The organism is Pontibacillus sp. HMF3514 (assembly GCF_009858175.1).
Taxonomy (GTDB): domain Bacteria; phylum Bacillota; class Bacilli; order Bacillales; family BH030062; genus Pontibacillus.
Map to the genome: position 1 here is coordinate 3,749,889 of NZ_CP047393.1, position 22,344 is coordinate 3,772,232.

At 39.8% G+C, this 22,344-nt stretch carries 22 protein-coding genes and 1 pseudogene; 6 read left to right on the plus strand and 17 right to left on the minus strand.

Annotated features, from left to right (window positions below):
- Positions 1-7 precede the first annotated feature (7 nt).
- From GS400_RS18925 to GS400_RS18955, 7 genes are all read right to left on the minus strand, one after another.
- Positions 8-868 carry a GNAT family N-acetyltransferase gene (locus GS400_RS18925; protein ID WP_160104284.1) on the minus strand — a complete coding sequence of 287 codons (861 nt, stop codon included), beginning with the start codon at positions 866-868 and terminating at the stop codon, positions 8-10.
- 293 nt (positions 869-1,161) lie between these two features.
- Positions 1,162-2,025 (minus strand): hypothetical protein, encoded by an 864-nt coding sequence (locus GS400_RS18930; RefSeq protein ID WP_160104285.1) that lies wholly within the window; start codon positions 2,023-2,025, stop codon positions 1,162-1,164.
- A gap of 184 nt (positions 2,026-2,209) precedes the next feature.
- Positions 2,210-2,725: an acyl-CoA thioesterase gene (locus GS400_RS18935; protein ID WP_160104286.1), complete on the minus strand. Its 516-nt coding sequence runs from the start codon at positions 2,723-2,725 to the stop codon at positions 2,210-2,212.
- 264 nt (positions 2,726-2,989) lie between these two features.
- A complete protein-coding gene (locus tag GS400_RS18940) occupies positions 2,990-3,694 on the minus strand; it encodes a tryptophan 2,3-dioxygenase family protein (protein WP_160104287.1) in 705 nt (234 codons plus the stop codon).
- Positions 3,695-3,733: 39 nt separating this feature from the next.
- Positions 3,734-5,005: a kynureninase gene (kynU, locus tag GS400_RS18945; protein WP_236561054.1), complete on the minus strand. Its 1,272-nt coding sequence runs from the start codon at positions 5,003-5,005 to the stop codon at positions 3,734-3,736.
- A gap of 314 nt (positions 5,006-5,319) precedes the next feature.
- Positions 5,320-7,224, minus strand: coding sequence for an ABC-F family ATP-binding cassette domain-containing protein (locus tag GS400_RS18950; protein ID WP_160104289.1), 1,905 nt, complete (start codon positions 7,222-7,224; stop codon positions 5,320-5,322).
- A 35-nt stretch (positions 7,225-7,259) separates the two neighbouring features.
- A complete protein-coding gene (locus tag GS400_RS18955; protein WP_027447412.1) occupies positions 7,260-7,451 on the minus strand; it encodes a YwbE family protein in 192 nt (63 codons plus the stop codon).
- A gap of 136 nt (positions 7,452-7,587) precedes the next feature.
- Between GS400_RS18955 and GS400_RS18960 the strand changes: the two genes are divergently transcribed.
- A complete protein-coding gene (locus GS400_RS18960; protein ID WP_160104290.1) occupies positions 7,588-8,253 on the plus strand; it encodes a type 1 glutamine amidotransferase domain-containing protein in 666 nt (221 codons plus the stop codon).
- Between the two features lie 36 nt (positions 8,254-8,289).
- Here GS400_RS18960 and GS400_RS18965 read toward each other — a convergent pair whose 3' ends face one another.
- Genes GS400_RS18965 through GS400_RS18970 form a run of 3 tightly spaced genes read right to left on the minus strand, consistent with a single transcriptional unit; the run spans position 8,290 to position 10,309 of the window.
- Positions 8,290-9,249 (minus strand): sensor histidine kinase, encoded by a 960-nt coding sequence (locus GS400_RS18965; protein WP_236561055.1) that lies wholly within the window; start codon positions 9,247-9,249, stop codon positions 8,290-8,292.
- Complete coding sequence (locus GS400_RS20265; RefSeq protein ID WP_236561057.1) at positions 9,237-9,611, minus strand: hypothetical protein; 375 nt, start codon at positions 9,609-9,611, stop codon at positions 9,237-9,239. Before GS400_RS20265 ends, GS400_RS18965 begins: the two co-directional genes overlap by 13 nt.
- Before the next feature lie 2 nt (positions 9,612-9,613).
- Entirely contained in the window at positions 9,614-10,309 is a 696-nt protein-coding gene (locus tag GS400_RS18970) for a response regulator transcription factor (RefSeq protein ID WP_160104291.1), read from the minus strand.
- A 213-nt stretch (positions 10,310-10,522) separates the two neighbouring features.
- Here GS400_RS18970 and GS400_RS18975 point away from each other — a divergent pair, with 213 nt between their 5' ends.
- The 3 genes from GS400_RS18975 to GS400_RS18985 all read left to right on the plus strand — a co-directional run bounded on the left by GS400_RS18975 (position 10,523) and on the right by GS400_RS18985 (position 13,930).
- On the plus strand, positions 10,523-11,707 hold the full coding sequence (locus tag GS400_RS18975; RefSeq protein ID WP_160104292.1) for a S1C family serine protease: 1,185 nt from the start codon (positions 10,523-10,525) through the stop codon (positions 11,705-11,707).
- Between the two features lie 355 nt (positions 11,708-12,062).
- A complete protein-coding gene (locus GS400_RS18980; RefSeq protein ID WP_236561059.1) occupies positions 12,063-12,857 on the plus strand; it encodes an alpha/beta fold hydrolase in 795 nt (264 codons plus the stop codon).
- A gap of 26 nt (positions 12,858-12,883) precedes the next feature.
- Positions 12,884-13,930 (plus strand): SDR family oxidoreductase, encoded by a 1,047-nt coding sequence (locus GS400_RS18985; RefSeq protein ID WP_160104294.1) that lies wholly within the window; start codon positions 12,884-12,886, stop codon positions 13,928-13,930.
- 740 nt (positions 13,931-14,670) lie between these two features.
- On the opposite strand, the gene GS400_RS18990 is transcribed toward GS400_RS18985, so the two are convergent.
- Together GS400_RS18990 and GS400_RS18995 are read right to left on the minus strand one after the other, a co-directional pair.
- Complete coding sequence (locus tag GS400_RS18990) at positions 14,671-16,068, minus strand: alanine/glycine:cation symporter family protein (RefSeq protein WP_160104295.1); 1,398 nt, start codon at positions 16,066-16,068, stop codon at positions 14,671-14,673.
- Positions 16,069-16,520: 452 nt separating this feature from the next.
- Positions 16,521-17,477, minus strand: a pseudogene (locus tag GS400_RS18995) (esterase/lipase family protein); the annotation flags it as partial.
- Between the two features lie 190 nt (positions 17,478-17,667).
- On the opposite strand from GS400_RS18995, the gene GS400_RS19000 reads away from it, so the two are divergent.
- A complete protein-coding gene (locus GS400_RS19000) occupies positions 17,668-17,988 on the plus strand; it encodes a hypothetical protein (protein WP_160104297.1) in 321 nt (106 codons plus the stop codon).
- Between the two features lie 41 nt (positions 17,989-18,029).
- On the opposite strand, the gene GS400_RS19005 is transcribed toward GS400_RS19000, so the two are convergent.
- Positions 18,030-19,016: an NAD(P)/FAD-dependent oxidoreductase gene (locus GS400_RS19005; RefSeq protein WP_160104298.1), complete on the minus strand. Its 987-nt coding sequence runs from the start codon at positions 19,014-19,016 to the stop codon at positions 18,030-18,032.
- Positions 19,017-19,126: 110 nt separating this feature from the next.
- On the opposite strand from GS400_RS19005, the gene GS400_RS19010 reads away from it, so the two are divergent.
- Positions 19,127-19,327 (plus strand): gamma-type small acid-soluble spore protein, encoded by a 201-nt coding sequence (locus GS400_RS19010; protein WP_160104299.1) that lies wholly within the window; start codon positions 19,127-19,129, stop codon positions 19,325-19,327.
- Positions 19,328-19,373: 46 nt separating this feature from the next.
- On the opposite strand, the gene proC is transcribed toward GS400_RS19010, so the two are convergent.
- The 4 genes from proC to GS400_RS19030 all read right to left on the minus strand — a co-directional run bounded on the left by proC (position 19,374) and on the right by GS400_RS19030 (position 22,294).
- Positions 19,374-20,180, minus strand: a complete 807-nt coding sequence (gene proC, locus GS400_RS19015; protein ID WP_160104300.1) for a pyrroline-5-carboxylate reductase — start codon at positions 20,178-20,180, stop codon at positions 19,374-19,376.
- Positions 20,181-20,219: 39 nt separating this feature from the next.
- Entirely contained in the window at positions 20,220-20,450 is a 231-nt protein-coding gene (locus GS400_RS19020) for a hypothetical protein (protein WP_160104301.1), read from the minus strand.
- A gap of 124 nt (positions 20,451-20,574) precedes the next feature.
- Positions 20,575-21,111, minus strand: coding sequence for a transcription repressor NadR (locus tag GS400_RS19025; RefSeq protein ID WP_160104302.1), 537 nt, complete (start codon positions 21,109-21,111; stop codon positions 20,575-20,577).
- A 34-nt stretch (positions 21,112-21,145) separates the two neighbouring features.
- Positions 21,146-22,294 (minus strand): cysteine desulfurase family protein, encoded by a 1,149-nt coding sequence (locus tag GS400_RS19030; protein WP_160104303.1) that lies wholly within the window; start codon positions 22,292-22,294, stop codon positions 21,146-21,148.
- Positions 22,295-22,344: the final 50 nt, after the last annotated feature.

Here is a 22,344-nt window from a genome sequence, read left to right on the forward strand (position 1 = left end):
TCCATCTCTATACATGATCTTCAAATTGAATCACAATAGAGTCTCCAATTGGTTTATATCCAATTCGTTGATAAATTTTATTTGAAGTTGGATTACTTAAATCGGTGTACAACGACGTGAAGGAATACCCTTCATCTAATAAGCTTTGACTTAGCTTCGCCACAAGACTTGAAGCATAGCCTTTTCGTTTATGCTCATTTGGTGTGTACACAGGCCCTAATGTAATCCCGTTTATTGTTGGACGTGTAGCATTCGCCATTGAAACAGGCTCTCCATCATCTATCCACAAACGTAATGATTGATTCTGGATCATGCGCTTGATCGTATCTTCTGGACTTTCAGCCAACGTAGGTTCCCCTGCTTCTTCTCCAAACATATTCAACCATTTTGTTGCGATCTCTTGATGTTCAGGTTGGGCGATTCGAAGCTCACCATTCGAAATCGGGATATCTTCAACTTCATCTAGACGAAAAACTTTCTGTTCCATTTTTATTTGGTAAGAAGAACCCGTTCTCTCATTCCATCGCTCTGCAATACGCTCCACAGAAGGTTTCGACCCAATTAACCCTGGAAAAGGTAAATGATTTTCATCTATATAGGTCAAAAAACTATCTACATCTTCATACGAAAGGTCTTGTTCAACAGCTAAAATCCAGTTATGAGGAGGCGTTCTCAATAAGGCGTAATGAATCTCTCCATCACTTCGTTGCTTATATCCTAAGAAAGGTTCACTTTGATAGTGATTGCCTTCATTAGCAAGTCGATAGCTAATCCCTAGAGGTAAGTTATTCAGTGCCTCATTCTTCATTAAAAAAGGTTCCACTTTACTCAGAAATTCATCCGCTTTGTTATAGGTTAACACTGTCATAGAAACATCCTCCTTACCCGATTCTGTTCTTAAATGCAAAAGATGATTCCTTAACTTTCTTGATTCTCTTTTAAAATCCTTCCTTATCTATGAATTTTATATTTATAGAACGAGTAGATATTTACTAAAAGGGGGGATAAACAGTGTGGTTAGAACACAAAAAACCAAAAGCACTGATTTACGGAGCTGTTTCTGGCGTGATACTTGGTATAATTGGTCATTTTATAGGGTGAATAACAGGTCAACCGGATCATTCAATTCCGGTTGACCTGTTTAAAGAATATCTAGATATTTTATTTTAGCTCTTTCATGACAAAAACATCTTCTGTTAAAGGTTTGTAACCTAATTCATGAAGTTCAGCTTGTTCAGGGAGGTTACCTTCAGCAATACTAAGTGTTTGTACATTACGCTTTTTAGTTTCCTCTTCAATTGCCCTCATCACATTTTTTAGTTCCTTTGTATAATCCGAATGAATAGCTAAAGCGATTACCTCAGAATATTTCGTGTCTGGACGGATCGTTACACCGGCATAAGCAATTGTTTTATTTTCTTCTTTGTAAACTACAGAAAAATCAAATTGTATGGACCGGAAGTAGGTCTCCATCATGTCCACTTCTTCAGTTGTTATGTCTCCATTGTTTTGTATAAGGCTTTTCCATGCTTCAAATGAAAAAGAAGAGCCAACTTCATAAGGAAGGAGGGATTGAAACCCATCTTCTTGTGAAAGTGTTTTTCCTATAATAGGCGATCGACTAGCAATGGTAAAGCCTTTATCTAAAAAGAATTGGATTTGATTGTCCCATTGTTTTCTGAAGCGCTGAACCATCATGTTTGCCCCATATTCTTCACTAGCTGCAAAGTTGTACACTTTATTGAAGAGTTCTTCTTGTACTTCTCCTTCATAACCTCGAAGAACCCATGGGTAACCTAATGAAACCATACCACCACTTCCGGTAAAACTCATATATCCAACAAGGGTATCTCTATCAAAAGCAAAGTAACGGGATTTTGGTGAAAATTCTTCCTGCTTATTAAACTCTCCAGGGGATGTTGTTAGCTTCCAAGCGTAGGGTAAATCTCTAGTTATCTTCTCCCAAAAAGCATACTGGGCTTGTAGGTCTTCTAGTTGTTCATAAAATCGGTATGTAATCGTCATAACGAGCACCTCTTTTTTAATTTCTTCAAGTGTACCAAAGTATGGTACACGAGAGATAAATATTGTGTGCTCGGTATAAGGGGAAGAAATTGAAATCAAGGCTTCCGATAAAGGGGGCTTTAATTGAAGAAGAGGTTCAACCTAAAAAACCCTCCCACATTGACTGTGACAGGGTTTATCAAGTTTATCTTCCCCAAGGAAAGTCCGTTCCAAATTTTTGAGCGAATTCTTTTGATACGCCACGACGCTCTTTACGTTGTTCAGCTCGTTTCGCTGCACCATCGTGAAGCCATTGTTCTTCTTCTGTTTCAGGATATACCGTTGGAACCTGAATCGGGTTATTCTGATCATCCACAGCTACGAATGTCATGAAAGCTGTAGCACATACAGCACGCTTTCCAGATAGCAGTTCTTCTGTTACAGCCTTAACAAAAATCTCCATGGAAGTATTTCGCGTCCATGTAACAAATGCCTCAAGGCAAATGGCGTCCCCAGCGTTGACCGGATATAAAAAGTCCACTGAGTCTGTGGATGCTGTCACCACAGGATTACGTGCATGACGTGTCGCAGCAATCGCAGCTACATCATCCATATAGGCCATTAGCTGCCCACCAAATAATGTCCCATGATTATTTGTATCAGTCGGTAGAACGTGGGAGTTCTTTACGACTAACGAGTCAATACAAGGTTTTTTATCCATAGCAAACTCCTCCTACACCATAAACTCCTAAATTATAGTATGCCAGCGAGTCTTCAAAACTATGCAAGCATAACTATAAAGTGTTACATCAGGATTACAAAAAGGAAAATGAATTATTATAATATCTTTGATGTACGCTTTCCTTTTTCCCCTTATGTGAAAAGGAAAACATAAATAATACCGTGTTCCCCCCTGAAATTAGCGAAAAATTTTAATAAAACATTCTCGTAAATGCTTTCAGGTTATAACACGGTATGATCCCCCTTACTCTAGTGGTTTCGTGTCGTAGCTTGAACCGGTCCAATCTGTTAGGTCGCAAATCGCTTGCCAGAGTTCCGGGTAGAATTCGTATTTCACACCACGCTCCAGCGCTTGTGCTGGTATTCCTTTAAGACTCTGTGTATTTAAGCCAATCATACGACGAACTAATTGAATATGGTGATGACGGAAAGATTGGAAGTTCTCATCAAATCGAATTAAACCTTGCATGAGTCGGAATAATTGTTCATGCTCTCCTGGCTCTTTATGAACTTCAAGTGGGGTTAACTCACGTTTATCTAACAGAGCTTTGAATGGTTCCCATAAGGTTGGTCCCAAGCGAAGTACTTCATTAAAACCTGGTGAATCCTGACCGCTTCCCTGCCCCAGTGCAAGGCGAATTGTATGGTAATCTCTCGGGCTAATCACTTTCACCATATCAAAAACATTCGGTAAGTGATCAAGGTGCATATTTACACGATCAATTTGTTGGGCTGCTTCGTGAACATCATTTTTCTTCATACATTCATCTGCTAAATGAATATATTGAATCATTAATTTAAAATGAAGCTCTGCAATTTGGTGAATCATTTGAAACGTTAGTTCATCATTGCAAGCTAGCTCATCGCCTGATTTTTGCAGACTAAGTAACTCTTCAGTTCGAATATACTTTTCGTAATCTGTTAACGTTTTTCCTTTTGAATAATCCACTTTTATCCCATCCTTTTTATCGATTGAATAATACCACTTTTACGCTATGATCTCTCGTTTATTTTCATGTTTTCCATAGAGCTTTTCATCCATAATCCGCTTCATGATCTGAACCGTTTCCCATACTTCTTCATAGGAAACATATAACGCCACAGGAGCCAAGCGAATGACATTCGGTGCTCTAAAGTCAGGCACTACGCCATGGTCTTTAAGTGATTTACAGATCCTCGCAGCTTCTGGGTGCTCTAGACAAACATGACCGCCTCTATTCTCATCCTCTTTTGGATTCCCGATGACAAAACCGTTCGAAGATAGTTCAGCCTCTATCAAATCCATTAAATAACGTGTACTTCTCAATGATTTCTCACGCACTTTTTCAATCGTCGCTTCCTCAAACATTTCCAAAGAACCAAGCAATGGGGCTACACTCATGACGTGAGGTGTACCAATTTGGAAAGCTCCCGCGTCTCCTGCAGGCGAAAAAGTATGCTCCATATCGAATTGCTTTTCTTTATCTGAGCCAAACCACCCTGCCAGTCCAGGTACTTCACCGAAATGTTTCTCATGTACAAAGAGTGATGCTACTCCACCTGGACCACTATTTAAATATTTGTAGTTACACCAATAAGCAAAATCCACTCCCCATTTATGAAACTCGTGTGGTATTGCCCCAACTGAATGGCAGCCATCAAAACCAATCAGTATGCCTCGCTTGTGAGCTTCTTTTGTTAACCGTTCAATATCAAGAAGCTGACCACTGCGATAAAGGACCGTTGGTAAAACTACAAGTGCAACGTCCTCGTGCATATTCCCAATGATGTCATCCTCATCAATTAAACGACCGTCTCGACTTTTCACGCGAATCAGGTGGTGGTCAGGATCGTAGCCTTGCAGCTTAAGCTGACTTTGTAGAGCATAAATATCAGACGGAAAGTTAAGCTCATCTGCTAGAATCTTGGTCCGCTTTCCTTTGGGCTTGTAAAATGTTGAGACTAGCTGATGAAGGTTTGTAGTTGTGGAACCGGTTACAACAACCTCTTCAGCTTTTGCTCCTACTAAGCTAGCACTCATCTTACCCAGTTTTTCAGATAAATAGAACCATGGATGATCCCCTTGCATCCATCCATTAATTCCTAGCGTCTTCCACGACTCTAAAAGCTCAAGAACAGACTTTTCCGCTCTCTTTGAAAGTAGACCTAATGAATTTCCATCCATATAAATCGTTTCCGGTTGTATGTAAAACTCATCACGATAGACTGATAACGCATCCTGTGCATCCAACTCTTTCGCAAATTCTCTAGACAAATCCAAACCCCATCCCCCTCTTTCATTCTCTTTTCTTAAGATTAACATACCTAGTAAGGGAGATGGTACATGAAGTGGGACAACTGGGTGTTACATGGTACGATTGTGTGGGTTTTCATGCTGGTATGGGCGGTACTGCATAGCTTACGGGGTATTCTCTTACCGGTTCGAGCGAAGCGACGCTGCATTCGGGCTATCATCTAGCTAGTTCGGGCGTTACCTTTACATATTCGGGCGCACCTCATACAAATGCGGGCGATCCGCTCATCTAGAAAGTAAAAAGCCCGAACCAGGCATCTCCACCTAATTCGGGCTTTCATTTACTGTTTGGATTCCTCCACAATCGTGGATAGTTCTTCCCAACGTTCCATGAGTTCTTCAAGTTTTTGCTCGGTTTCTTCCTGTTCTTGTACGAGCTCTTGTGCGCGAACTGCATCACTACCAGCTTCCGTAATTTCCTTTTGGACTTCTTCTAAACGTAGCTCGAGTTCTTCGATTCGGTCCTCAATGGAATTCCATTCTTGTTGCTCATGATAAGAAAGCTTACGACGTTTTTCTTTTTGCTTTGGTGACTCTTTCTTTTCCTCTTTTGCTAAACGTCGTTGTTCCGCAAGGGCTGCACCCTCTTCTTCACGCTTCACATCTAAATACTCGCTATAGTTCCCCTGGAATCGGCGTGTTTTTCCGTTCCCTTCAAATGCAATTAAATGATCGACAACTTTATCCAAGAAATAACGATCGTGGGAAACAGTAATAACGACACCTGGGAAGTGATCCAAGTATTCCTCTAAAACAGATAGAGTCTGTGTATCTAAGTCGTTTGTCGGCTCATCCAGAAACAGTACGTTCGGTTCCTGCATTAGTACACGTAGCAAGTACAGACGTCGACGTTCGCCACCTGATAGTTTTGAAATATACGTCCACTGCATGTAACGAGGGAACATAAACCGCTCAAGCATCTGCTCGGCTGTAATTTCATCGCCTTCAATTGTATGAATGACTTCCGCTTCTTCTTTAATATATTCAACGACACGAAGCGAACCATCTAATTCATCGTGATCCTGAGTATAGTATCCAATTTTCACAGTCTGACCCGTTTTTACAGACCCGGCATCCGCTTCAAGACGACCTGCCATAATATTTAAGAGGGTTGTTTTCCCACTGCCATTTGGTCCAATAATGCCAAGACGCTCACCTGGTACAACGAGATAATTGAAATCTTCTAATACTGGAACTCCTTCGAAAGATTTGGTCACCCCTTCAAGCTCCAGCACGTCATTCCCTAATCTAGTTGAACCAATTGCGATATCGAGCTGGTCCTCTTGTTCAGGTCCTTTTTGATCACGTAAGGATTTCACGCGATCTACACGTGCCTTTTGCTTCGTTCCTCTTGCCTTTGGACCTCTACGCAGCCACTCCAACTCACGTCGTAATGTATTTTGACGCTTCTCTTCATTTTTACGCTCTAGCTCTTCACGCTCAGCTTTTTTGGCTAAGAAGGTTTCATAATTTCCTTCATAAATATATAACTGGCCTTTATCCAGCTCATAAATATGATTCGTGACACGATTTAAGAAATAACGATCGTGTGTAACCAAAATAAGTGAACCACTATATTGAGCTAGGAATGACTCCAACCATTCAATCGTCTCATTGTCTAAGTGGTTAGTAGGCTCGTCTAAAATGAGCAGATCTGCTGGTTGGATTAATGCTTTCGCGATGGCTACCCGCTTTTTCTGACCACCAGACAACTCGCTTACAGGTTTTGTATAATCCGATACACCGAGGCGTGTTAAAACTGTTTTCGCAACCGTATTTGCTTCCCATGCGTCGTTTTCATCCATCTTTTGTTGTGCGTGGAATAACTTTGTCTGCTTCTTTTCATCTTCTGGATGCGCTTCGAGCTCCTGCAATGCTTGCTCATATTCTCGCATCGTCCGCATCACTTTTGAATCACCATAATAAATTTGGTCTAAGACCGATAAGGAATGATCGAGATCAGGTTCCTGTGGTAAATATTCAATATGGAACTGATTCGAGTGCGAAATCTGCCCCTTCTCTGCCGAATCGATTCCAGCTAGAACTTTTAACAGCGTAGATTTACCTGTTCCGTTCACACCGATTAAACCGATTCGCTGTTTTTCTTCAATTGTAAACGAGATATTCTCAAACAAGACCTTCTCGCCGTATGTTTTATATAATTGCTCGACTGATAATATACTCATATTCAAAAACCTTCCTTTGTTAAAAGCCAAAACACTTACACGATATTTTTAACTCGACCTACCTGGCCATCTTGCAAACGAACTTTAATCCCATGTGGATGTTGACTTGAATTCGTCAAAATATCCTTCACGGTTCCTCTCGTAAGCTTGCCACTTCGTTGATCCTTCTTTAAAACGATATCCACTTCAATTCCTGGTGAAATATCTTTGCGGTTTTGTCCGTTCATACATTCATCACCTTTAGTGTATTTACTACTCTCTATTATAAAGCATGAGCAAACAAGTTTACATACTGAGGGTTTTTCATTTATATTTTTAATCCCAGAGGAAAGGCTAATCTTATCAAATTCTAGGAGGTACAACATGAGTAACGAACGCATTTTAATGGTGTTAACGAATCACACGAAGATTACAGATGATCATAAAACAGGCCTATGGCTAGAAGAATTCGCAGTACCTTATAACACATTCAAAGAGCAAGGGTACGATGTTAAAGTCACAAGCATTGATGGTGGAGAAGTTCCTCTTGACCCAAACAGTATTCCTGAAGAGGAGAAAGATGAATGGAAGGATGCTCAGGAAGAACTAAAAAACACAGCAAAGCTTACGAAAGAAGATAGTGAAGGCTTCGATGCTGTATTTTTACCAGGTGGTCACGGAACAATGTTCGACTTCCCAGATAGTGAAACATTGCAACTTGTCCTTCAAGAACATGCAGAAGCTGATAAAGTAATCGGCTCCGTATGTCATGGTCCAGCTGGGCTTGTGAATGTCACTTATAAAGATGGCACGCCTTTAGTAAAAGGGAAAAAAGTAAATGGCTTCACCGATGAAGAGGAAAAAGATATGGGGCTTGATCCACATATGCCATTCCTTCTTGAAACAAAGCTTCGTGAAAAAGGCGGAGACTTTGTATCAGGTGATAGCTGGTCCGACTTTTCGGTTCGCGATGGAAACCTAGTGACAGGACAAAATCCAATGTCCAGTCAAAGCGCTGCTAATAAAGTAGTTGAAGCATTACAATCCTAAAGTAATAAAGGTGCCTGGGCATTGCCCGGCACCTTTTTACATTATTATCTCAAATACCGCTCCACCATTTTCATGATTATATACATGAATACTTCCTTTACTTCGTTCAATAATAGCCCGGGAAATAGCGAGTCCTAAACCTGTCTCCCCTTCATTCCCTTTAACAAATCGATGAAACAGCTGTGGAAGAAGGTCTTCAGGTACCCCGTCTCCATCATCATGAATTTGCAGAACTTGATCACCACCTCTTTCAAACGATCGTAACCAAACTGTATGATGAGCATGTCGTATTCCATTACTTACGATATTAATTAGAGCCTGGAGCATCTTTTCTTCATCAACAAAAAGCTCTCGGTTCGTTTCTACATCTATCTTCACCTGTACATCCTTTTCAGCAGCAAGTGGATGAAGTCGCTCTTGGGTTTCCTTTAAGAGCTTCTCAATGGATATATTCTCTGGATGATAAATCCCTTCTTCACTATCAAGCTTCGCTAACAATATGATTTCATTTACGATTTTCTTTAATCTTTCGCTCTCTTTCACAATAAGATCCAGGCTCCGATCAGCCTTCTCTCCCTCGAAAATGCCATCCTTCACGCCTTCTGCATACCCCTGAATAGTCATAAGTGGTGTTTTCAGTTCGTGTGAAGCATTTTGGAAAAAGTGTTTCTGTGAATGAATATAACGCTCCAATTCTTTGGCCATATCTAAAACACTTTGTTCTACTTCACCAATCTCTCCTGTTGCATTGACGGGTTGGATCTCATTAAATCGGCGGTTTTCAATTTTATTTACTTCCTCTTTCAATCTACTTAAAGGTGTGACAAGCCTCTTCGTTAATAAATAACTAAACAATACCGCAACCATGATTCCAATAATAAATATAGCTACAAGTCGCATGGTATATAGCGATTGAATGGCTTGCAGTTCCTCCAGTGGCGTCGCAAGGGCTAACAAATATCGTTCCCCGCGATAATCATACCTCAGCTTTGACACGACATATGTATTTCCATCCGTTTTCCAAAGATCTTTTTGTTCGGATTCATCCTCAAACTGCTTCGCCCATATACGTGATGTATTAGGGGTAAGGAAGAGAACATGATCTGATTTTCATCTGGATCCATGACTAGCACACGTAGATCATTACTTTCTATCACTCTTCTCAGCTCTTGGCCTCGTGCTGAATAATTTTCCTGATACATAACGTTCAGTAAAAATTCGCCTTTCACTCGAAGATCTTTTTGCTCATTCGTCACCAAAACATCCATGATTAAGGAATACATAAAGAAGCCTGTCACAGACATGATGATAATTAATAAAGCTGTAAATGCTGCATTGAGTTGGTAAAGTAATTTCATGCTTAGTCCTCACGATCTCTTAGACGATAGCCATAGCCCCATACGGTTTCAATTTGAACATCAGGGAGTTTTTTACGAAGTCTTTTGACCAGGTCATCCACAGCCCTGTCACTTCCAAAGTAATCATCTCCCCAAACACGATTGAGCAGTTCATCTCTTGAAAAGGCACGGTTCGGTTCTTGCATTAAAATTTCAAGCATATGAAACTCTTTCGATGTCGTCTCAACTTCTTTCCCTTGCAAAAATACACGGCGTTCTTTTAATGAAAGCGAAACATCTCCATTCTTTAATGTATCCTGATCTCCGTTTTCTTCTGGAGTGGATTTTTGATACTTTTCCCACCTCTTTGCCATCCGATTCACGCGAGCAACGAGCTCTCTCGGACTAAATGGTTTCGTTAAGTAATCATCACTACCAAGTTCTAAGCCAAGAACCTTATCCACTTCTTCATCTCGTGCGGATATAATAATGATTGGAACATCCGATTCTTGGCGGATCCTGGTGCAGAATTCATACCCATTCATCCCAGGTAGCATAATATCGAGCACAAATATATCGGGAGGACTCTCCTGCCATAAATCCCATGCTTTTTCAGCTGTATCAATCGCTATCGTTTCATATCCTTCTTTTTGTAAGTACGCTTCAACAAGTTCACGTATGTGCTGATCGTCTTCTACAATCCCTACAGTTGCGTTCATGCCAGATCTCCTCTCCCTTCTTTTATCCCTATTTTGCCATAGGTTCATGAAATTCTATAAGATTCTATATTCTATTCCACACTTTTTACACATTTGTTCCATAAAACTGCCAAAGGCTTTTCCTACAATAAGAATTGTAAATAAAACAACGGAGCTCATTGGCAACGTCAAGAGCCAAGGGCAACGTATTCTATAGAAAGGTGGTTCTCACTTATGCGTTTTGAAGAACAGGAACAAACCGAAAATAAACAACAAGATGAAAAGAAAAGCTATTTTGGATGGTTATTCAAATTTACAACAAGCGCATTCATTGCAACAGTCCTTTTAGTAGCAGGTACCCTAACCGTATTTAATTATAACAATTCAGCCGAAAGCACTCCTAAAGAGGTGAATGCTACTTCAGAAGATAACACGATTGATTCAACAGACTCCAACTCTTCTGTGGTTCAGGCAGTTGAAAAAGCATCTGATGCAGTAGTAGGTGTAGTGAAATACGGACAATCAGCACCACTATCTGAAAACAGTAAAGCAGGAACCGGGTCTGGTGTTATTTATAAAAAAGAAAATGGAGAAGCATATGTGGTAACCAACCATCACGTCATCGATAACGCTCAGTCTCTTGAAGTCATTTTAAGTAGTGGAGATAAAGTTAAGGCTGAATTACTTGGAAGTGACCCTCTTACAGACTTAGCGGTTTTAAAAATCAGTGCAGATAAAGTGAAGCAAGTAGCGCAATTCGGGTCTTCTGATGAGCTTAAAGTTGGTGAGACTGCAATCGCTATCGGCAACCCATTAGGCATGAAGTTCGCAGGCTCTGTAACAAAAGGCATTATCAGTGGTAAAGAACGTACGATGCCAATTGACTTAAACAAAGATGGAAACGTTGATTGGAAGACCGATGTTCTCCAGACAGACGCAGCGATTAACCCAGGTAACAGTGGCGGGGCTCTTGTAAACATTCAAGGTGAAGTGATCGGCATTAACTCTATGAAAATAGCGAAAGAACAAGTAGAAGGATTAGGATTTGCTATTCCGACGTCTACAGCATTACCGATAATTGAAGACCTTGAAAAAGAAGGAGAAGTAACACGTCCTTACATGGGCATCCAAACAAGAGATCTTTCTACCATCTCAAACCACCACTTACAGAACACGTTAAAATTACCTAAAGACATTCAATCAGGCGTTCTAGTTGGTGGCGTACAACAAGGCACACCAGCAGCTGAAGCAGGTCTACAGAAATATGACGCCATTGTTCAAGTAGATGGGCAAAAAGTTGAATCCCTCGTAGACCTTAGAAAATATCTTTACGAAGAAAAATCTGTTGGTGACTCTATCGAGATCCAATTCTATCGAGATGGGCAAAAGCAAACAGCATCCCTTCAGCTAGCAAAATAAGAAGGAGTAAGGATGAAAAGGTTTAGTCTATCCTAACAAACTTTCTGATGTCATGAATCAAGCTGAGATTAAGATCAAAGTGGACAGCCTTAAAGATAAGATCACATTCTAACCATGAGATGAGTGGTTTTGCATTCGATATAGATTAAAGAGAGAGATAATCGTTCAGACACTATGGCGCCCCCTTGAGGAGGCGCCATTTTTAAGTTTCAATCCCCACCCAAAATTTGTATTGGCGAAAAAACGGTTACAACCTTTATAATAGGATGTTGAAACGCTTTATGATTTACGGTTTTCTTTACTCTCCATTGTAGCTATAATGGACATTAGGTTAAATTCGAGAGGGGAACAACAATTGTTAGAACACATCATCTATGAAAATGACAAAAAAGAATATATTGTACTTTTGCATGGGATTGGTGGAAATTCACGTGTGTTCTTTAAGCAATTAAAGGCGTACACGAAAGAATATAATGTTATTGCTATTCACTTACCTGGTCATGGAAAGTCAGCAAAACCTCAAGACTACAATGAACCGTTTTCGTTAAAACTAGTTGCAGATGAGGTTAAACGACTTCTGGCCTCACTTAAAATAGATAAAGCCCACTTTGTTGGGATTTCTCTTGGGTCAATCATTATTCATACGATCTTACAAAACCACCCTTCTATCGTGAAATCAGCAGTGTTAGGTGGAACAATTACGAGGTTCACACCACTTTCTAAACTTCTAATCAATTTGGGTGATTTAACTAAAGACGTTACCCCACACATGTGGTTATACCGTTTTTTCGCATGGATCATGATGCCAAAGTCAAATCATAAAAATGCTCGCAGCGTATTTATTAAAGAGGCCAAAAAATTAAGACGAGATGACCTTCTAGCATGGTTCCGTATTGCTAAAACCGTCGACAAAACTCATAAATTCCTTGAGCAAAAAGCGAAGGGCATTCCCCGACTTTACATTTCCGGCCGAGAGGATCACCTATTTCTAGATCCTCTAAAAAAAGATCTTGCCAATGACCAAGATGCAGAACTCATTGTGCTAGAGCAATGTGGACATGTTTGTAATATAGAAAAAGGAAAAGAGTTTAATCAAGCTTCTTTACGTTTCTTACGACAGAACAGTCATCACATCCACCATGCATCCTAGTACGACACCATAGAGGAGTGACGGATTTGAACATCTTTTTGACTGGAGCTACAGGTTTTTTAGGTGGAAAATTGATTCATCATCTGATAGAAGATGATGAGAATCATCTATTTGTATTAGCTCGAAATATAACAAAAGCAGAAGCGCTTCGTTCAACGCTTTCTCCTGAAAACCAGAAACGCATCACGTTTATTAAAGGAGACATCACAGCCGAACAATGTGAATTAGCAGAAGAAGATTTGCTTAAGCTAAAAAACAACGTAGATATGGTCTATCATTTAGCTGCTCTCGTGAAGTTTGATGTGGAATTAAGAGATGAATTGTTTCAAATCAACTATGAAGGAACAAAACATGTACTCGAACTCGCCAATCAATGCGGGGCAAAATCATTTTTCCACATTAGCACTGCCTACACCGTTGGCAAAAATGAAATAGGCAGAGAAGAGTTATATCCATTAGACAATGAGTGGAATAACCCTTATGAAGAAAGTAAAGCGAAAGCTGAGCACCTGGTATTCTCTTATAAAGATGAAATGGACGTCTCGATTTTCAGACCTGCCATCATTGTCGGCGACTCAAAAACGGGGGAAGCTGACTCCCACTTCACACTTTATGGATTTATGCGAGCTCTTGAGCTATTTAAAAGACGAGCTCTACGCAAGGCAAAAGGTGAGGCTCAGCGTTATCGTTTAGTAGCGTCAAAAAAGGGAACATCTAATTTCGTTCCGGTTGATTATGTGGCAGATATTCTTGCTTTAGCTTCTAAAAAGGCACAGAAGAATACGATTTATAACATCACAAACCCAAATCCGCCTACAAACCAAGAGGTTCTTTCTATGTTAAAGGATGCGCTAGACTTTGAGCAGCTATCGGTGGTAGAGGATCACAAACAGTATGAGCTGAGTCCTGAAGAACAACAGCTCAACCAGATGATACAAGTATTCCTGGTCTATCTGGAAACGCATATCACGTTCCAGGATGAGAACACACAAGCCTTGTTACGCGATACAAATATTGAGCACTTGAACATGCCACCCGAAACGGTTCGGATGATTGTAGAGGCTTATAAGTAATGATTAAAAACCTGTCCCCATGTGGACAGGTTTTTTTAATGTAATTATGTATCTGTTAATAAATATTGATATTGATAACATAACACGACTTTATTCAGTTAAATGGCAGTAATATGGAATAACTGTTTTAGTGAGAGGGTGGGTCCGTTGCGTTAAAAAGAGGAAGGGGTCAGTGAAACGGTTCGCGTCCTGTGGACTCACGGTCGAGCCTCCTCGTTCGTTCCACTCTCTGCGGGGTCTCGCCCGATCGTAATACCACTGGAGTCTCACCGTTTCCTTCCCCCTATTGTAGTGAAGGTTAACGGACCCAGTTCTGATTAGCTGAATTTCCTTATTGCCATAAAAGTGTTCGATGAATCTCATAGATAACGCGAACAAGCTTTATATCAGGTGTTTGAGTCATTTTCTGTGTCATTATAGTAAAGCTTTACACAGGAATCAGAAACACTTATTACGCTGCGGTTCCGTTAATCTCCATACGGCTAAGGTGGGCTGGGAAACGGGCTGACTCCTCCGGAAAAACGGGCGAGCGAGACCCCGCAGGGAACGTAGTGACTGAGGAGGCTCGATCGTTCGTCCGGGGAAAGCAGCCCGTTTCCCAGCCCGCCGCACTCCATATAAGCAACGGAACCATACACACATTATCTCGATTCCAAGTCTTCCAGATAAGGGGGCTTGAATGGACATGAATGTTAATAAAAAAGCATGTAGCTCTTATTAAGAGCTGCATGCTTATCTTTTTACCACATTTCAATTCCCGATTGATCCTCAATATCCTCTTTGGAGAACTTCGTCTTGTCATTCGTTTTACGTTTTTTCATATAATCCGCAAGTACAACTTTGAGTACTTTCAAGAGACGTGTGATCGCATATAGGTTAATTAATGCCATAATGGCCATGGAAAGGTCAGCTAGAGCCCATACAAGACTCATTTGAGCCATTGCACCGAACACAACCATTGCTAATACCGCTACACGATACACATTTAAGTTCAAGCGACTATTCTTAATAAACTGCATGTTTGTTTCGCCATAATAGTAATTTCCGATAATGGAACTGAAAGCAAACAAGAAGATCGCAATCGCTACAAAGATTCCAGCCCAATCACCCAGGTGTCCAGCAAATGCATTTTGCGTAAGCTGAATACTTTCAAGGTCTGTATTCATATACTCAGACGGATCACCTGAAAGAAGAATGATAAATGCTGTCGCACTACAAATGATGATTGTATCTGTAAATACACCAAGCGTCTGAATTAAACCTTGTTTTACAGGGTGAGAAACTTCAGCTGTTGCTGCTGCGTTTGGAGCACTACCCATTCCCGCTTCGTTGGAGAATAGTCCACGCTTAATCCCCATCATAATTGCAGCACCAAAGCCACCACCGGCAATTTCACGAATTCCAAATGCGTTTTGTACAATTAGGTTAATTAGACTTGGAATTTCAGTAAGGTTAAATAATAAGATACCAAATGCAAATATTAAATATATGACTGCCATAATGGGTACCACAACTTGTGTAACGCGTGCGATACGTTTCAGACCACCAAAAATGACAAGAGCTGAAAGTGCAGTTAGTACTACAGCCATAACGCCCTTTTGAACATCAAAAGAGTCTTCAAATGCTAAGCGAATTGTATTGGATTGAACGGAGCTAAATACAAGTCCATACGTAAAGATAATTGAGACAGCAAACGCAACCCCAAGTTTTCTATTTTTCAGACCTTTTTCCATATAATAAGCTGGTCCACCACGATAGCCATCCTGCTTATCAGGAATTTTATACACTTGAGCTAGTGTGCTTTCGATAAAACTTGTTGCTGAACCAAGCAACGCAATAACCCACATCCAAAACACAGCACCTGGGCCACCTGCAGCAATTGCTGTTGCGACACCACCAAGGTTTCCTGTACCTACCCTAGATGCTGTACTAATTGTGAAGGCTTGGAAGGCAGATGTACCCTTCTGTTGCTTTGAAAAGGATTCTTTTTCAAAAAGTGTTCGGAACATATCTCCAAAGAGACGAAATTGTACAAACTTGGTTTGAATAGAGAAATACAAACCTAAGCCCAGTAATACGGAAATGATAATGTATGTCCAAATAAAACCATTTACGTTATTTAGGAAATCTAAAAACATTTTATTCACCTCGTTATATTGATATAAATTGTCGAATGATGTCGAATTTAAACTTTATTATACACGGATTTAACGAGGTGAAAAATACTAAATTTTATATTTTTTCATACATATTTATTCCATTCCTATTAAAGTGCCTATATAATTTGAATCTGTTCTTTTTTATTCAAGCGCCTATGAATCATAAAATCCTCTACTTTGAAACGAGAAACACGACATTTTAATTCACTATCCTGGTTTGCATGATAATACACTTTTATTCCACTCATACTCTTACCTAATATGAAAGCATAACCAAATCCATAAACAATGTTGTCTTGATAAACTGTCACTTCACAAGAATCGTCTTTTTGTATAAGAAGTTCTCCTTCACCACTCCAACATAAAACAATGTACTCATTCCATGTTAATGAGGAATAATCTTCTCCTTCATTTCGATCTGTCCAAAGTTTTTTTCTTAGGATGCTTTCACTTTTCAATAAGATTTCATTATGAGTTCCTGGAAGGATATACTGATCTCCTTTTAAGATGCATACACTAGACGCGGTTGCATTTCCATCGCCCGATTCAGTCTTTATCGTACGTACCACTCTTCCATCTACCCATTGCTTGTCGTGTTTCTTATCCTTTGTAACTTCCAACCGTTGAACCGTAGATATACCAATCCCAGCTATAATACACAATCTTATGCCTCGCTCGGAAAGAGTGTATTGCTTTTCATTCAAGTGGTCCAAAAATGGGTTTTTTGTTTTCAACTTACTATACGGTTTCCATTGCATGATATTGGAATAAGAGTGCTCGATGATGTAATTCTCATACAATCGACTTGGAACGATATCACCTAAGCTTGGAAAATGTGAATGAATAGCTTCAATGGGGTTTTGGGGATGAAGTTGAGATAATAACCACAGATACACTTTCATGTATATATGAACCAAATTCACTGACGTATCATCTGTATCAGGCATTTCCCCACCTGTCCAAAAGCTGAAATTAGGAGCTGATCCGGCATTTGGAGTTGCAATCATTATGAGTTGGTCAACATCATTATGGTACAGTTTACTTTGTACATAAGCTCGTGAAACTAACCCTCCCATTGAATGAGAAATAATGTTTACTTTTTTCGAAGCTGTTTTTCCTTTGGCTTCCTCAATAACAGGCAACAAGTAATGTTTAGCATTAGATTCAATCGGCTTTCTCCAATCATAGTAAGCAATAAATAAATCTTCTCCCTCTTTGTACCCCATTCGTTCAAGCATTTTGATAAAAGGTTGGTAAACAATCCCCGCTAGTCCAAAGTGCCAATTTCCTGTCCCAGGAAGAATGACATCACTCATCGATCCAAATAGTCCTGGTACAAATACAATGGGTATCTTTGGTTTTCTGGAAAAAAGAGCCCGATTTATCATGTACGGAACGCCTCCTGAATAAAACAGTAATTTACTTAAAACATATTGGGCGTTCATCCATCATATACGTAAAGTTTTGTTACGATTTTATTGAGGTTGTGGAAATCATTGTCATCATAATTCTTCCGTTTCGGATGATATTAAGAAATGGAGATATAAAGTCTCCACGTTTGTTAAGGAGGATGAATTTGTGAGAAATTTAAATTGGTTAACAACATTTTTTAATATTGGACGTAGATCAGCTATGTTCGGACGTAACCGAAACCTTTTTGGGATGAGAAGACGTAACGGAATGGGAACGAGTATGTGGTTATCCATTTTAGGTCTTGCTGTTAGCGGGCTTATTTATGGATTAGTTCGTCAAAATATGCAAGATCAAAATATGTTCCAACCGATTCGTCGTATGTTTGATACGAATCCTAACGGGACAAATGACTTCAATCCGTCTTCAATGCAGTCAGCAAACGTAGCTTTTTCAGAGGAAATATCCCCTGAAAAGAACAAGAAGTAGCAATAAGAAAAGCAGCGTGTCAATTGACCGCTGCTTTTCTACTATATCCCTTTCATCATTGTGGCGAGTTGGTTTCCCACATCTATCCCTGATAAAAATGCACTCTCAAATCGTGTACGCCCTGCTTGATCAGTTGGCCTAAGAAAGGCATCCCCTGCTACATATAAAGGAAGAACTTGATGCACATTTACATAAGATTGATTGATCATCGAGCTAGCCTGAGCATAACGCCATTTTTTTAACTGCTCATCTTTCACATGGAGAGGTTCTATATAATCCATTACAGACTCCTTTATAGCTCTAAGTGTCAACTCATCTTGATGAAGGAAATTATGGTCACTCCATTCCCCTCTCATATAAACACTGACAACAGGAATACTTGAAATCCCTTTTTTATGGTGGTCAACAATCCGTTCAACGCCTTCAGGTAACCCTTTATCAACATGACCATTTGAAGGAAGTGATGTACTTTTGCTCATTGTAAACATACCTACTAAAGCCCTCTGAAACTGGATGTTTGATAGTTCTTTAATTCGTTCCACATTCAACGTTAATGTTTGATTTTGTAATAGTTCTACTGCCTGAGGAACTGGAGCCGTAATTAAAATCGCTCCTGTTTTAAAGGACTCCTCATTATCCAATGTGACCTGAAAACCACCAGGCACTTCTTTGATATCCATGACTTTTGCTTGCAGTGTAACCTGTATATTTTCAGATAACCTTTTCACCAAATGATTCATGCCGTCTACACTTGTGTACCTTGGGTAAGGATCACCAAACCAGTGCTTAACCCATCCTTTCTCAACCCAAGCATCAGCATACTCTTGAAGTGTACTTGTTCGTACGGTGAAAAATTGAGCGCCATGATCCGCTTTCCCGTTCTCTATTCGACGAGTAGCCAAACGTCCACCCACACTTTTACTTTTCTCAATAACATGTATATCTTTAATTCCTTCTTTTCGCAGAGTGTTTGCTGCCATTATTCCTGTAATTCCTGCACCTATAATCGTTACATCACGATCTTGCATACCTATCACCTCACTTATTTATACCCACTATAAGGTAGAAACATCTACGCACGAACACATTGGATAGTTTATGCTTTTTTCGTTCACCTTAAGAACAGGAGGTGATTTACATGACGAACAAGAAAAATACCGAAACAGACGTGTTTCATATTAAAAATAAAAACGCACACTCCGGCATGACGTACAATGAAGTGAAAGAGTATATTGCCAGAACAACTGGCGGGCATGATACGAAAAAATATAGCAATACAGATGTAAATGAAGTAAAGGCTGAAATTGCGCCAAAACACACGGAAAGTAATCCTTATTAGAAAATAAAAATGGGTAACCTTGTTTAAGGATTACCCATTCTGTTTATTACTCCCCCATACCTTTCACTTTCTCTGAACAACTTTCCATTCCAGACATAACGGTTCCACGGAATCCTTCTTTCTCAAGTTGGGAGACAGCTGCTATTGTAGCGCCACCTGGTGAACAAACTTGATCCTTTAACTCTCCTGGATGTAAACCTGATTCTAAAACCATTTTGGCTGCACCTAGTACAGCTTGAGAAGCTAGTCGGTATGATTGTTCACGAGACAGTCCCTGACGCACGCCTCCATCAGCCATAGCTTCAATCATCATATACACATAAGCAGGTGATGACCCACTAATCGATGGGATAGCATCCATTTGAGATTCCGTAATCACTTCCACTTCTCCAAAACTTTTAAAAAGATGAACAACGGATTCCAACTCTTCATCTTCCACTTTAGTATTTGGGCAAATAGCAGACATCCCAGCACCAACTAAGGAAGGTGTATTAGGCATAGCTTGTACTACTTTTACTTCTCGCTCAAAAGCCTTCTCCATATCTTCAAACGAAACGCCTGGTGCAATCGTTACTACAATTGTGTGATCTCTAACAGATTGGCGTACTTCATGAATAACTGCTTCATATTTATATGGCTTCACTGCGATAAACAAAATGTCTGAGTCTGATGCCACAACCCGATTATCTACATTTGTTTCAATTTCAAATTTTGATTGTACCTCTTGTAAGGTTTTTTCAGAATTTGCACTTGCCATTACCTGATGTGGACCGACAAGTTCAGAGGAAAGCATACCTCCAATCATTGCCTGAGCCATGCTCCCACAACCGATAAACCCGATGTTTTGTTCCATTGATGTTCACGTCCTTTGCTAGCATATTGTCTTCGTTTGTTAAAAAATAAAAATGGCAATGATTACAGCTGTTATTAAGAAAGTTATCCCATATATATAGGACAGCACTTTAATACTTGAAACCCCCTTCTTACCTTTTGATGAAGAAGGGATATGTTCTGAATCAACTGGCACTCCCTCACTATGGTTCGTTTGTTTACCAGCATAAATGGTACCAACTAATGCAACGATACTAATTATGATGACAAGCGCGATGTAGATAGCATACATGAATGCTCATCCTCTCTTATCATACTTCCCTTATTATTATAAATGAATGTCCATTTTATCTCTAAATAAGAGGTTTATCATGAATAAAAAAAATCACCAGGCCCTAAAACCTGATGATTTATATTTACGTCCTTACGAGATAGCCAGCTCCCTCAAGTGCTTCCACTGCATCATCCAGTGTTTCTTCCGATGAGGCGGATATAGTGTGCATGTGGATGCCTCCTGTTAATTCGAGCAGATAGGAAGCTTTGTTGGATCGAACTTTTTCAATAAATTGTTTTACTTCTTTACGATTTGATATGTGAAGGGAAGCTGTTATATCACCGTAAACCGGATGCTCTACAGATACATCTTTAATCACAACACCATGGTCTACAAGTAAGTTCAACTCGTCCTCCGTCTCTTCCGGGGTATGAGTAGATGCAATCGTACGCATGTATTTATGGTCCTTCGTTGGATCTGTAAAGTACAAATACCCTTGGCTTGTGGCAATAATGGGTTCATTTTTTGCCTTTAATAATGAGATATCACCGACGATAACCTGACGGCTGACATTAGCTTGTTTAGCTAAATCGCCACCTTTAATCGGCTCCCCACTTGTTTTGAGAAGATCCAGTAACCGTTCGCGTCGCTCTTCCCCTAGTAATTTTTTATCACTCATCTCTTACGCTCCCTCAACCATACATGATATGAAATTATTGTAGCACAACCTGATGACGTCCTTCGATGGTTTGAACAAGGTACTGTGCAAGATCTTTTACATCCTGGATCGTATGATCGTTTCCAAAAGAGATTCGGATAAATGTTTTGGCCTTGTCCTTTGAATATCCCATTGCCATTAAGGTTTTGGAAGGTTCTTGTTGTCCACTAGCACAAGCACTTCCTGTTGAGAAAGCATAACCATTCCGATTTCCTTCTAGCATTAGCCACTGTCCTTCAACCTCTTTTACACACAAGCCGACAATGGAAGAGAAACCTTGATCAGAAGACGGGTGAAAAATTTCTACATATTCTTTCACAGGGTCTAAAGCAGCACTAAAAGCTTCCACCAATGTATGCTGGTGATTTTGTTGTTTTCCTAAATCTTGATGCATTTTTTGAGCAGCAACCGTAAATCCTGCAATTGCTGGGACGTTAACGGTTCCTGCACGAACCCCTTTTTCGTGTGCAACGTCAGGTAAATAAGGTTGATACGTTAAAGATGGATTTATATATAACGCTCCGATCCCTTTAGGACCATACACTTTATGACTAGATAAACAAAAACTATCTAAGAGAGGTGTCACCTGCTTAAGATCCATTTTCCCAAATGATTGGACACAATCACTGTGTAACAAAATCCCATACTTTTTGCATAGCACACTTATTTCCTCTATAGGTTGAATAGTTCCGATTTCAGGATTCACATGGTGAATCGAAATAAGTGCTGTTTCCTGTGTTATCTCCTCCCGAAGTATATCTAAATCAATGATTCCTTCTGGAGTTAACGGTATTCTAGACACACGATACCCTTGTTGTTCTAGCTTCTTCACTGCATTTTGAACGGATGAATGCTCAGACTGAGATAGGATGATATGGTTTCCTTTCTCTTGATTGGCATCCAACAATGCATGAATCGCTAAAAAATTACTTTCTGTACCACCACTAGTAAAAGATATGTCTTTTGAGTTTACACCTGTTAAATTAGCTATCGTTTCTCTACACTGTTCTAATAATGTTAAAGCTTTCCCCCCAACATCATGCAAACTACTTGTATTTCCAAAATATTCTTTTGAAGCTTTTACGTACGCATCTAATGCTTCCTCATCAATGGGACACGTAGCAGCGTAATCGAAATATTTCATGAATGTGCCTCTCCCCCGTAAATTTTTCACAAATCACTTGTCATTAGTTT

Bases quoted from the DNA above. Each gene is read 5' to 3' on its own strand.
- GS400_RS18925 (WP_160104284.1), bottom strand. From the start codon at position 868: ATGACAGTGTTAACCTATAACAAAGCGGATGAATTTCTGAGTAAAGTG.
- GS400_RS18930 (WP_160104285.1), bottom strand. From the start codon at position 2,025: ATGACGATTACATACCGATTTTATGAACAACTAGAAGACCTACAAGCC.
- GS400_RS18935 (WP_160104286.1), bottom strand. From the start codon at position 2,725: ATGGATAAAAAACCTTGTATTGACTCGTTAGTCGTAAAGAACTCCCAC.
- GS400_RS18950 (WP_160104289.1), bottom strand. From the start codon at position 7,224: ATGAGTATATTATCAGTCGAGCAATTATATAAAACATACGGCGAGAAG.
- GS400_RS18955 (WP_027447412.1), bottom strand. From the start codon at position 7,451: ATGAACGGACAAAACCGCAAAGATATTTCACCAGGAATTGAAGTGGAT.
- GS400_RS18960 (WP_160104290.1), top strand. From the start codon at position 7,588: ATGAGTAACGAACGCATTTTAATGGTGTTAACGAATCACACGAAGATT.
- GS400_RS20265 (WP_236561057.1), bottom strand. From the start codon at position 9,611: ATGAAATTACTTTACCAACTCAATGCAGCATTTACAGCTTTATTAATT.
- GS400_RS18970 (WP_160104291.1), bottom strand. From the start codon at position 10,309: ATGAACGCAACTGTAGGGATTGTAGAAGACGATCAGCACATACGTGAA.
- GS400_RS18975 (WP_160104292.1), top strand. From the start codon at position 10,523: ATGCGTTTTGAAGAACAGGAACAAACCGAAAATAAACAACAAGATGAA.
- GS400_RS18990 (WP_160104295.1), bottom strand. From the start codon at position 16,068: ATGTTTTTAGATTTCCTAAATAACGTAAATGGTTTTATTTGGACATAC.
- GS400_RS19005 (WP_160104298.1), bottom strand. From the start codon at position 19,016: ATGCAAGATCGTGATGTAACGATTATAGGTGCAGGAATTACAGGAATA.
- GS400_RS19010 (WP_160104299.1), top strand. From the start codon at position 19,127: ATGACGAACAAGAAAAATACCGAAACAGACGTGTTTCATATTAAAAAT.
- proC (WP_160104300.1), bottom strand. From the start codon at position 20,180: ATGGAACAAAACATCGGGTTTATCGGTTGTGGGAGCATGGCTCAGGCA.
- GS400_RS19020 (WP_160104301.1), bottom strand. From the start codon at position 20,450: ATGTATGCTATCTACATCGCGCTTGTCATCATAATTAGTATCGTTGCA.
- GS400_RS19025 (WP_160104302.1), bottom strand. From the start codon at position 21,111: ATGAGTGATAAAAAATTACTAGGGGAAGAGCGACGCGAACGGTTACTG.
- GS400_RS19030 (WP_160104303.1), bottom strand. From the start codon at position 22,294: ATGAAATATTTCGATTACGCTGCTACGTGTCCCATTGATGAGGAAGCA.